The sequence below is a fragment of the Actinoplanes sp. NPDC051513 genome (assembly GCF_044454685.1).
Lineage (GTDB): Bacteria > Actinomycetota > Actinomycetes > Mycobacteriales > Micromonosporaceae > Actinoplanes.
Genome location: NZ_JBITDW010000033.1, coordinates 79,846 through 90,011, shown reverse-complemented (window position 1 = coordinate 90,011; position 10,166 = coordinate 79,846). Strand labels below are relative to the sequence as shown.

The 10,166-nt window shown below is 67.9% G+C and carries 11 protein-coding genes and 2 pseudogenes; 7 read left to right on the top strand and 6 right to left on the bottom strand.

What is annotated here, in order from left to right:
• Positions 1–103: 103 nt before the first annotated feature.
• From ACIA5D_RS47055 to ACIA5D_RS47040, 4 genes are all read left to right on the top strand, one after another.
• A complete protein-coding gene (locus ACIA5D_RS47055; RefSeq protein ID WP_396037220.1) occupies positions 104–337 on the top strand; it encodes a helix-turn-helix domain-containing protein in 234 nt (77 codons plus the stop codon).
• A gap of 1,069 nt (positions 338–1,406) precedes the next feature.
• Positions 1,407–1,700 (top strand): hypothetical protein, encoded by a 294-nt coding sequence (locus ACIA5D_RS47050; protein WP_396037219.1) that lies wholly within the window; start codon positions 1,407–1,409, stop codon positions 1,698–1,700.
• Positions 1,693–2,835: a WXG100 family type VII secretion target gene (locus ACIA5D_RS47045; RefSeq protein WP_396037218.1), complete on the top strand. Its 1,143-nt coding sequence runs from the start codon at positions 1,693–1,695 to the stop codon at positions 2,833–2,835. Before ACIA5D_RS47050 ends, ACIA5D_RS47045 begins: the two co-directional genes overlap by 8 nt.
• A 2-nt stretch (positions 2,836–2,837) precedes the next feature.
• Complete coding sequence (locus ACIA5D_RS47040) at positions 2,838–3,209, top strand: DUF6188 family protein (protein WP_396037217.1); 372 nt, start codon at positions 2,838–2,840, stop codon at positions 3,207–3,209.
• A gap of 163 nt (positions 3,210–3,372) precedes the next feature.
• Here the strand turns inward: ACIA5D_RS47040 and ACIA5D_RS47035 are convergent.
• Positions 3,373–3,687 (bottom strand): annotated as a pseudogene (locus ACIA5D_RS47035) (hypothetical protein); the annotation flags it as partial.
• A 22-nt stretch (positions 3,688–3,709) separates the two neighbouring features.
• On the opposite strand from ACIA5D_RS47035, the pseudogene ACIA5D_RS47030 reads away from it, so the two are divergent.
• Positions 3,710–4,006 (top strand): annotated as a pseudogene (locus tag ACIA5D_RS47030) (type IV toxin-antitoxin system AbiEi family antitoxin domain-containing protein); the annotation flags it as partial.
• Positions 4,007–4,508: 502 nt separating this feature from the next.
• Here the strand turns inward: ACIA5D_RS47030 and ACIA5D_RS47025 are convergent.
• Entirely contained in the window at positions 4,509–5,117 is a 609-nt protein-coding gene (locus ACIA5D_RS47025; RefSeq protein WP_396037216.1) for a response regulator transcription factor, read from the bottom strand.
• Positions 5,118–5,206: 89 nt separating this feature from the next.
• On the opposite strand from ACIA5D_RS47025, the gene ACIA5D_RS47020 reads away from it, so the two are divergent.
• A complete protein-coding gene (locus tag ACIA5D_RS47020; protein WP_396037215.1) occupies positions 5,207–5,353 on the top strand; it encodes a hypothetical protein in 147 nt (48 codons plus the stop codon).
• On the opposite strand, the gene ACIA5D_RS47015 is transcribed toward ACIA5D_RS47020, so the two are convergent.
• A complete protein-coding gene (locus tag ACIA5D_RS47015; protein WP_396037214.1) occupies positions 5,350–6,186 on the bottom strand; it encodes an alpha/beta fold hydrolase in 837 nt (278 codons plus the stop codon). The genes ACIA5D_RS47020 and ACIA5D_RS47015 overlap by 4 nt on opposite strands.
• A gap of 141 nt (positions 6,187–6,327) precedes the next feature.
• Here ACIA5D_RS47015 and ACIA5D_RS47010 point away from each other — a divergent pair, with 141 nt between their 5' ends.
• Positions 6,328–6,912: a TetR/AcrR family transcriptional regulator gene (locus ACIA5D_RS47010; protein WP_396037213.1), complete on the top strand. Its 585-nt coding sequence runs from the start codon at positions 6,328–6,330 to the stop codon at positions 6,910–6,912.
• Positions 6,913–6,997: 85 nt separating this feature from the next.
• Here the strand turns inward: ACIA5D_RS47010 and ACIA5D_RS47005 are convergent, their stop codons facing one another.
• From ACIA5D_RS47005 to ACIA5D_RS46995, 3 genes are all read right to left on the bottom strand, one after another.
• Positions 6,998–8,398, bottom strand: a complete 1,401-nt coding sequence (locus ACIA5D_RS47005; protein ID WP_396037212.1) for a plasmid pRiA4b ORF-3 family protein — start codon at positions 8,396–8,398, stop codon at positions 6,998–7,000.
• Positions 8,399–8,654: 256 nt separating this feature from the next.
• Positions 8,655–9,647: a polysaccharide lyase family 1 protein gene (locus tag ACIA5D_RS47000; protein ID WP_396037211.1), complete on the bottom strand. Its 993-nt coding sequence runs from the start codon at positions 9,645–9,647 to the stop codon at positions 8,655–8,657.
• A 292-nt stretch (positions 9,648–9,939) separates the two neighbouring features.
• The gene (locus ACIA5D_RS46995) at positions 9,940–10,155 is read right to left on the bottom strand and encodes a DUF397 domain-containing protein (protein ID WP_396037210.1); all 216 of its coding nucleotides are present in this window, start codon (positions 10,153–10,155) and stop codon (positions 9,940–9,942) included.
• Between the last annotated feature and the right edge of the window lie 11 nt (positions 10,156–10,166).

Sequence of the window (10,166 nt, the reverse complement as noted above, 5' to 3'; positions counted from 1 at the left end):
AGTGGGCAAGGTGGGAAGCTTATCGACCTTCCACGATCAGGGACCTTCCTAGGTCCACATCGCCGTTTTGAGTGATTCCGTGGGGTTCGTTGCTCGTGTCTTCATGAGACATGCGATACGGCGATGGTGGCTGGGTCGGGCGCAGGCCCGTGACCAGCGGGAACAGGTACGGCTTCAGGCGGCACGGATGTTCGCTGACGGAATGGATGCCTGCGCGGTCGCGGCGGCGTTGGAGGTCTCGACGAAGTCGGCGTACACGTGGCGGCGAGCCTGGGCTGCCGGCGGTGAGCGGGCCCTGGCCTCGAACGGAGCGCCGGGGCCTGCGTTACAGCACTAATAAGTAGGCGGACTAGTGACCACTAGGCATCTGACTATGGATCAGAAGATCAGAGGTCGACTCCGGATCGGCCGTCGATCGCTCGACCCACCGAGCACACATCGAGCGGATATGCCGCAACAGCGGCGCACTCGATGAGCGCTTCTGCAGCTAGCCCGCCCAGAACCCGAGAACACGTCCACATTAGGAAACCGATGCTCTATCCCCTGAGCTACGAGGGCCTACGGCCCACATCGTACCGACCTGGGGATACTCACGAGTGCCCCGGCGTCCCGTGGGGTGCCAAACGGTGCCATCGGGTGCGCCGACGGCGGCTCCGTCGCTGGTCGGAGGACACGCGGAACATATTCGGAGCACGTTCGGCCCAGCATGCCCGACGGTGACAGCGGGTGCCCAGCGCTGATCTTGGGTGCTACCCGCTTCTCGAGCACATTCGGGGCAGTCGCAATGTCTCTTGAACAGGGAAAACACCTTCCGCGGTCGACTTGACCTTCGCGAGGAGTCGCGCGACAGTTCGGGCACCGGTACCGCGGGGTGCGCCTCCCGCGGCAGCGTCGCCGGGCACCTCGCGCACAAGGTACCCGGCGCGTGGCTTCCGAGGGATCACGGCGGAGTGTAAGCGAGAACGGGATCCGCCTCAGGTCTTCATGATCTGGCTGGCGAGCACGCCGGGAGTCCCGATCACCACCATCTTCACGCGTCGCCCTCTGCCGTTCCGGGTTCGCCAGGCCGCCAAGACGCTGCTGGAGGCCAGGGGCTTCATAGCGCTGCGATACCAGGAGAACTACCGCGAGGAATGGAAACTCGGTGCGGCGACTCTCGATCTGGACACCTGGCCCGGCCTGCCCACGTTCCTCGAAATCGAGGACCAGACGAGGACGCCGTACGCGTCACCGCCGACGCGCGGCGTTCTGGATGAGCCGAGTGAGGGTGTCGACCGTTCGCCGCGCGGGAACGCTGCGGCGACTTCGCCAAAGCTTTCGATGCTGTGGCGAAGTGCCGTGCCGCGTCGCGGCTGGGGAGTGCATGCCGGGGTTACCTTGAGGTCATGGACGGGCCTGGATTTCACGTGGACGTCGCGAAGGTCACCGAAGCGGCGAAAGGCATCGCCGACAGCATCGGCGACCAGGACCACTTCGAGCTCAAGAAGCTGCCCGGTCATGCGGGACAGTACGGCGACGACCTCCACGACGCGCTCGCCGAGTACTGCGACCGCTGGAGCGATGGCCTTGACATCCTGACGAAGGATGCCAAAGCGATCAGCGACTCTCTGTTCCGGGTCGCCCAGGCATACCAGGCCAGCGACCAGAGCGCGGCAGCTCGACTCACATCCGATCCGGCGCCCGGGGCGGTCGATGGCTGAACTGGGCGATACCGACGATCCGCGCGCGCTGATCCCGGGCGACCCGGACGCGATCGCGGCCAACGCCGTTGCGCTGCGTGGGCGGGCGACCGATGCCGGCAATGCCGGTGATGGCTTGCGTTCGATCGATACCGGGGCCTGGACCGGTCCGGCGGCCGAACGCTTCCACGACAAGTTCAGCTATGAGCCGGGGCGCTGGTTCACCGCGGCCGACGCGATGCAGGCCGGGGCTGGCGGGCTCGACGACTACGTGGCGACGCTGCGCTGGGTGCAGGGGCAGGCGGCCGAGGCCGTACGGCAGTGGAATGCGGGCCAGGCCGCCACCGCCCGAGCTCGCACCGATTACGAGGCGGCACCGCAGACGACACCGTTCCAAGATCCGGGCGAGGCCGGCCGGTCAGCGGCCGAAGACACGTTGGCGGCTGCGCGTGAGCAGTTGCGTTCGGCTGCCCGTGTCGCATCCGGGACGCTGCGGGACAAGGCTTCGCTGGCCCCGGAGAAATCGGGCTGGCTGGATGAAGTCGGTGACTTTCTGCATGACGCGGGCGGCCACCTGGTCAACGGGGTCGCTTCATTCGGCAACGCCATGCTGCATCACCCCGGTTCCACCGCGCTGGCCGCCGCCGGTATCGGCCTGACCATGATCAGCGCGGGTGGTGAAGGGCTGGGCCTGGCTCTCGATGCTACCGGGATCGGCGCGGTCGCCGGGGTGCCGCTCAACGTAGTCTCGGCGGCCGGCATCGCCACCGGCGCCAGCATCACCACCGTGGCGATCGCCGACATCGCCTCACACGCCGGCGGTGATGACCATGTCAGTCCGGTCGACACCGAAGGAGACGGTGTAGCCGACGGGGCGGCCGACTCCACCGCGGACAATCCGACCGGAGTGAAGTCCGGCTGGTCGTCACGTGCCGCCGACAACGGCAGGGGCACGGTCTATCAGAAACCGGGGGCTTCCGGGAACGCTGATATGGTCCGCGTAATGGACCCGACACCGCAGTACCCCAACGGCTACGTGCGGTATTACAACAGTCATGGCCAGCCGATCGACCTTGCCGGAAAGCCTGGCCCGAACTCGGCCACGCATATCCCGGTCAATGCCGACGGGTCATACCCGACACCGCAGGGGTGGTAGCGATGGATCTCGGTTTCGCCGGCCAGACGGTTATCGGCACCGATTTCGGATACACCGTCGCGGTGGAATTCAGTGGCGGTTACGAGGTGCGGGTCGAGACGCCGTTCATCCTGCGGATCGACGGCCTCGACTTGGAGATCGAACCCGGGCGCGACAGCGACGCTCCGGCTGTCACCCAGCTGTCTGGCCGCATCGTGTCGCTGGCCGCCGCCGACGAGTCCGGCGGGCTACGCATCGAGTTCGTCGGTGGCGCACGGCTGCTGGCCGAGCCGGACACCAACTTCGAAGCGTGGACCGTGGCCGGACCCGGCGGCCTCAAAGTGGTCTGCGGCCCGGGAGGCGAATTGTCCGTGTGGTCGCCGCAGGATTCATGACCAACCGCCATCGCGGTGACGAGCGTTCGGCTGCGGTCGTCAAGATCCTCCACTGTCGCGGGCGCGATGACTCCTCAGGAGCCGATCGCGGTAACGGCGAGCTCGACAGGCACAAATTGGCCAGGTGCTGATCGTGCGCGCGGCCAAGAAGCTGCTGCACCGCTCACTTCGAAGACGCCTCACGAGGACGAATCCAGCACGGCGTCGCTCGGTGAGTGGTACGCAAACGCACTGTCTGGCGGCCACAGCAGCTGATCATGCTGGTGAACGAGCGGACGTCGTCGCCTGCGCGTACGTGTTGAGGGCGTCCGTCGCGGTCGCGAGCGAGTCGGCGGCCACGTACCACTTGTTGGGTTCGGAAGTCCTCTGCCGCCTGGCCCGTCCACGCGCCTGGGTCGATGTCGGCGAGACCATCGCCGGCTTTCTCCACGTGATTCGACCTCGTCTGCAGGGCTGCGACGTTCGCCCGGATCGCGGCCGAACATCCTGACGCTGCCGCCGTGCGGGAAGCGGTCGAGGAGACTGGTGTCGCCGGCTCCTTCCCGTATAACTACGAACTCGCCCATTTTAGGGGTGGAGGTCATGGCGGCGGGGCGCAACTTCATTTGGGTACGGATTCGTCAGGTGGGTGGCACGTCCTGGAGCGTTCGTCGCACTATTGGTACTATCGCTCCATATCGAGACGGACTGCGCTAGCCGCGATCAGCCCGGTGGCCAGCGAGCAGTGGGGCATGGTCACCGCAGGACAAGCCCGCCGACTCGGGGTATCTCGCCAAGACCTGAACCGACTCGTCGATGACGGCACCCTGGCCATCGCCGACCAAGCCACCCGCGTGTACCGGCTCACAGGCGCGCCCGAAGACCCTGACCTCGACCCGCTACGCGCGGCCTGGCTACAACTCGGCGGCGCCCAGTCGTGGCAGGAACGCACTGCGGCCCCAGGCCTCGTCGTCAGCCACCGCAGCGCCGCACACCTGCGTGGACTCGGTGATCTAATTCCGTACGAGCACGAGTTCTACGCCACCGCCCGGCTGCGACCACGACGCGACGACATCAAACTGCGCGTCCGGTCAAGGATCGCCCCGGACAGCTGGGAGATCTGGGGCGGGCTGCCGGTACACAACGTCTCGGCGATCATCACCGATCTGCTCTCCGACGGCGAGGACGAGTCCGCGGTGGCTCAGGTCGTACGGGATGCCCTCATGCTGGGCCTACTGCGCGATGAGGCGCTCACCGCCATTGTCGAGCCCTACGCGGTCGCGTATGGCCACACCGACCCGGGCGAGTTCGCCGAGGTGCTCACCGGCAAGGGGACGCGCAGCGGACCGTATGCAGGTAGCGCGGCTCCTGCGCCGTCTCCCCCAGCTTGCGCCGCAGCCACGACAGATGAACGTCGACGGTCTTGTCGGTGCTGCCGTACGGCACCTGCCACACCTCGGTGAGCAACTCCCGCTTGCTGACCACCTGTCCGGCCCTGCCCGCGAGATGGTGCAACAGGTCGAACTCGCGCGGCGTGAGCTCCACCTCGGCGCCGTCCAGGAACACCGTGCGGGCGAGCGGATCGATCCGCAGCCCGCCGACGACCAGCTCGGGCTCGGCCGGCGAGCCAACCCGTCGCAGCACAGCCCGGATCCGGGCGTCGAGCTGCGCGGCCGTGTACGGCTTGACCACGTAGTCGTCGGCGTCGGCGTCGAGGAGCTGGACCATCGAGGTCTCCTCGTCGCGGGCGGTCGCGACGATCACCGGGACCGTGCTGACCGCCCGCAGCATCCGCAGCAGCTCGCGGCCGTCGAGGTCGGGCAGGCCGAGGTCGAGGACGATCAGGTCGGGTCGCTCGGCCAGCGCGGTCTGCAGGCCGTCCATGGCCGCGGGCGCCGCCGCCACGGCGTGGCCGCGCGCCCAAGGCATCTCCTAAAACCGACATTTCCGATTCAGCCAAGCAATCCTTCGGTACGCGCGGCGGCACGGTCGTGGCCACCTGCGAAGGGATCCTCACGATGGCCCCCGCGCAGGGTTTCGCGATCCACGAGCAGAACGACCGCGAGGGCGAGTTCCGCGGCGTCAGCGACAACCACGACCGCGTCAAGGTCTCGCTGTTCTGTGCCGGCGGCGCACCCCAGCTGCGCATCCGATCCGAGAATTAGAGCGTCTTCCAGAAGCGCAGCAAGGGCTCGGCGAGATCGGCCGGCCTTTCGACCGGGAAGAACAGCTTGGCGTCCGGCACCTCGATCACGTCACGCACGCCGGGGATCAATTCCTTCAATCCGTACGCCCACCGCACCGCGAAGAACGGATCAGCGGTGCCCCACACGATCTGGGTCGGCACGTCGAGCCGGGCCAGCGCGGGCTCGACCGCCACGAGGTCCCGTTCGCGGATCGCGGCCAGCCAGCGTTCCATCTCGCGGGCACGACGGCCGGAGAGCGGCGCCAGCCATTGCCGGACGGTCGCCATCGGCAGCGCCTCGACGTTCTGCAGGCCGGGGCCGTAGAGAGCCCGCCGGGCCCGCTGCGGGTCGCGCAGGAACACGCGCTGGAGCGGGGCGAGCAGCCGCGCCCGGGCCAGCCACACCGCGGGCGCGAACAGCCGAGGTGGCAGGTTGCCGATGGTGTCGCAGTTGGTGAGCGTGAACGACCGCAGCAGCTCGGGGTGGCGGGCCGCGAAGATCTGGGCGATCGCGCCGCCGGTGTCGTTGGCGACCAGGTCGATGCCGGTGAGGCCGAGCGCGTCGCAGAAGGCGGCCACGAAGTCGGCGGTCTCGCCGAGCTCGTAGGAGGCGGCCGGCGGCGTGCGCCCGTGCAGCGGCAGGTCGACGGCGACACAGCGCCGCTCGCTGCCGATCCGGTCGATGACGCCGCTCCAGAGGCTGCTGCCGGTGCCGACGCCGTGGATGAAGAGGGCGGTCTCGCCGGGCCCGTCGCCCGTGTCGAGGTAGCCGGCCGGGCCGCGGGCGGTGGTCGCGATCAGTGGTTGTGCCATGTCGTTCCCTCCCCGTGCGAAGGTTGGTAGGTTCAGAAACCGACTGTCGGTCTACATCTACTAGACCGACAGTCGGTCTGTCAACGAGTGGGCGCGTGCCCACTTTAAGTGGGCAAGCGCCCACTTCAACGTGAGGAACGCGTGAACAGGAACGTGGCGCGCGGGCGCGAGACCCGTGAGCAGCTCATCCGGGTTGCCACCCGGCTCTTCGCGGCGCACGGGTACGACGGCACGTCGATCGAGGCGGTGCTGCAGGAGACGGGCGCGAGCCGTGGCTCGCTCTACCACCACTTCCCCGGCAAGGAGGCGCTCTTCCTGGCGGTCCTTCAGGACCTCGAGGCGCGCGTCGTCGCCGAGGTCGCCGGCTCCGTCGAGGGCAAGACCGACCCGGTCGAGGTGCTCGGCGTGGCCTGCCTGTCGTGGATCCGGATGGCCGGCGACACCGAGGTCCAGCAGATCGTGCTGATCGACGCGCCCGCGGTCCTCGGCTGGCAACGGTGGCGCGAGCTCGACGAGGAGAACGTGCTGGGCCAGTTCCGCATGGCGATCGCCGCCGCCGCGGAGATGGGCCGCCTCGACCCCCGCCACGTGGACGTCTTCGCCCATCTGGTGGTGGCCGCGGTCAACGAGGCGGCGATCCTGGTGGCCCGTTCCTCCGACCCGGCCGCCGCACTACCGGGCGCCCAGGATGCCTTCGAAGAGTTCCTCCGCCGCCTCTTGGGCTGAGCATCAATGAGGGTTATTCAGGGCCCACCTTGAGCCGCACCTCGCCGCACGTCGGCGGCTTGGTCTCCACCGCCCTGAATAACCCTCAATGCCGGACGCCCAGGCGACGGTTCACCTCTTGGAGGTCGAAGGTGTCCGGGGTGAACTCGCCCACCTCGTCCAGGCCCAGCCACTCCAGGCGCTCCTCGTGGTCGGGGTGTTCCGGGTCGGCCAGGACGTCCAGGATTTCGGCGTACCCCCAGATTCCTCCGCAGTCGTCGGGTGGGGCGGCTCGCTTGCCGCCGGTGCAACGGGGATAGGCGACCGACGGGTCGGGCGTGAGGATCTTCTCGACCAGGATCTCGTGTTCCCAGTCGTCGCCGAAGTCGTAGGTGTAGCGGAACCTTTCCTTCACGGCCGACGCCACCTGCTCCAACGTCACCAGCCCGTCCGCCCGGTGGCCCAGCTCGGGGTCGGCGTTGCCGAAGTCGCCGTACGCCGTCTCGAACACGTGGAGGTGGCTGCCGTTCCAGCCGAATGCCGCGAGGATGGTGATGTGCAGTCCGGCCAGGGTGATGTCCGCGGGTACCTCCAGCCGGCGCCAGATCGGCGGTTTCGCGCCGCGCAGGCTCACCTTCAGCTGATACACCGACGCGGGGCCCTTTGCTTTCCCGCGTTTCGACGGGAGTTTCTCCGGCCGCGTTCGCCGGCCCACCGGGAGGGCGGCGATCGGGGTGAGATCCGTCAGCTCGTCACCGCTGTCGTGCCCGAACGCCACGACACCCTCGGGCTGCAGAGGCTCCGGAAGATCGGCCAGCCGGGTACGAGCCAGCACCGCCAGCACGTCGTAACCGGCGCCGTCCTCTTCGTCGACGGTCGGGTCGGACCCGCCGTTCTCGGCGTCGTGGACGGCCCGCGCTTCCATGGCCTGCTCGGCGTACCACCGGAACTCGGGGACGCTGAGCCTCTGGGACTTGATGGTGAAGCCGTCGCGCCGGCCGCTCACGCGCAGGCTCTCCAGAGCCGCAGGCAGTTCCGCGCCGTCCACGAGCATGATGTCCTGGGCGGCGCCGCAGTCCTCGTGATCCACCATGATGATGAGCGCGTGCTCGTACCCGGCGCGTTCGAAGGGGCCGGCCAGCACCGAGATGGTCCCGTCGGTGTCGTACAGCCGGGTGAAGGGGCCGGCGGCCATCGGCTCGTGCAGCTTTCGCGCCCAGGCGGGCGCGGGCAGTCCGCCAGAGATCATCCGCTCGGCCGCCGCGTAGGCCGCGTCGGGCACGGGCGTGGGTCCGCCGTCGACGGCGCCGATCGCGGTCAGCAACGTCAGGGCAGCCTCGTCGGCGCGCGCTTCGATCGCCGGGATCAACGACTCGGTGAACAGGGACGCGGTCTCGTCCCCGCCGCTCGCCGCCATGGTCACGAAGATCGCCCCGGCCAGCTCGGCATCGAGCGGGTCTTCGCAGTCGACGAGGTGGGCAGCGCCGTCCACGAGCTGGTCGACCATCTGCGCGGGATCGACCTCCCCTGAGCAGGACGGGCAGTCGCACTGATCCGCCGCGTCGCCGACCACGACCAGGGCAGGACGACCGGACCTGGTTGAACGCTTGCGTCGGCGACCGCGACTGACGGGACTCATCGGAGCATTCTGCCCTCGCCCCCGGGCCTGACCCAAAAGGCTTAACCCAACGCAAAGGCAAAGCAGGGCGAAGCCGGGAGGCGTGGTGGCCGCCTCCCGGCCTCGCTTTCTGCGGGGACGGGGATCAGATCTTGCCGGTGCCCGCGCTCGCGGTGACGATCGACTTCACGCTGCTGTTGGCGTCGACCGTGTACGCGTACGGGATCGCGGCCACGCTGGCTCCGTTGCGGGTGGCCGGCGTGCCCGAGTTCACCAGATAGTTGTTGAGCAGCTTGACGTTGCCGGCCGGGGACGAACCGGTCGAGGTCACCACCGTGTTCGGGGTGTTCTCGAAGTAGTTGCGCTCGACGTACACGCCCGCGTTGCAGGTGGTGGCGACGCCGTACGTGCCGCTGTTGTAGTAGTAGTTGTTGTAGACGTGCACCGGGTTGCCGAAGCGCACGCGCGGCCCGCGCTGGTCACAGTTGCGGAAGTAGTTGTGGTGGTACGTGACCCGCAGGTGACCGGTGTCCTCGGAGGCGTTGCCGTCGGAGTGGCCGAGCAGGTTGCACTTGATGTGGTCGTGCTCGTAGTTCCAGGACACGGTGATGTAGTCGGCGGCGTGCGTGATGTCGATCAGGCCGTCGTAGTAGTCGGTGCCGCTGGTCGTGTCGCTGGACAGGTCGTTGTGGTCGACCCAGACGTGGGTGGCGCCGTCGATGTGGACCGCGTCGCCGTTGCCGGTGCCGGCCCTGACCTTCGCAATGCGCAGGTTCCGGATGATGACGTTGTTGACGTCATTGATCCGGAAGCCGCAACCGGTGAGGCCGGAGCTCGAGCCGACGCCGACGATCGTCTTGTTGGACGCGACCGTGACGTCGGCGGAGCAGCTGAAGTTGCCGCTGACCCTGATGGTCTGCGAGGTGCTGGCCTTGGCCGCGGTGGTGAGCGCCGACAGGCTGGTGACCGTTACCGTGGTGCTGGCCGAGCCGCCGCTGGTGCCACCGCCCTGGGTCGACCAGCCCTCCTGGTTGAAGGTGGCGGCCGAGGCGGCGGGGACGTAGGCGAGCAGGGCGGCCGCGGTGGCTGCGGCAACGCCGGCGGCTAGGAGCGGAGTGCGCCAGGAACGGGTGGACATCAGAGACCTCCGATGTGGTTGTTCACCCAGACCGGGGGAGCGGCCCGCTGAGGACGGGGGCTGGCAAGCGCATTCCTGACTCGGCACCGTATCGACTTGTGTCGATGTAGTCAAGGATCTGCGCCGCCCCTTGGCCCACGGATGGGCTGGGGTCAAGGGCTCCGCGGGCGTCGGGGCGCCAGGAGAGGCATGTATCGCGAAAACGCGCGTGGGTGGCAACCGGGGCCGATTACCACCCACGAACTGCCCTGCCGAAGCCGAGACGATCGAACGTCGTCGAACCTAGCGCGAATCATTCCAATAGATCGTCGAACTCGCCCTTCTTGGCACCATCCAAGAAGGCTGCGAACTCTGGCTTTGTGTAGAGTATGACTTCGCCTTCGGGATTTCGTGAATTGCGTACAGCGATCAGATTGTTCGCGGCAGCGACCTGGACGCAGTTACCACCGGCACTGCGAGTGGCAATGCGCCACGCGAGAGCGTTGCGGTCGATTTTCAAGAAGCTCATTTCATTTCCCT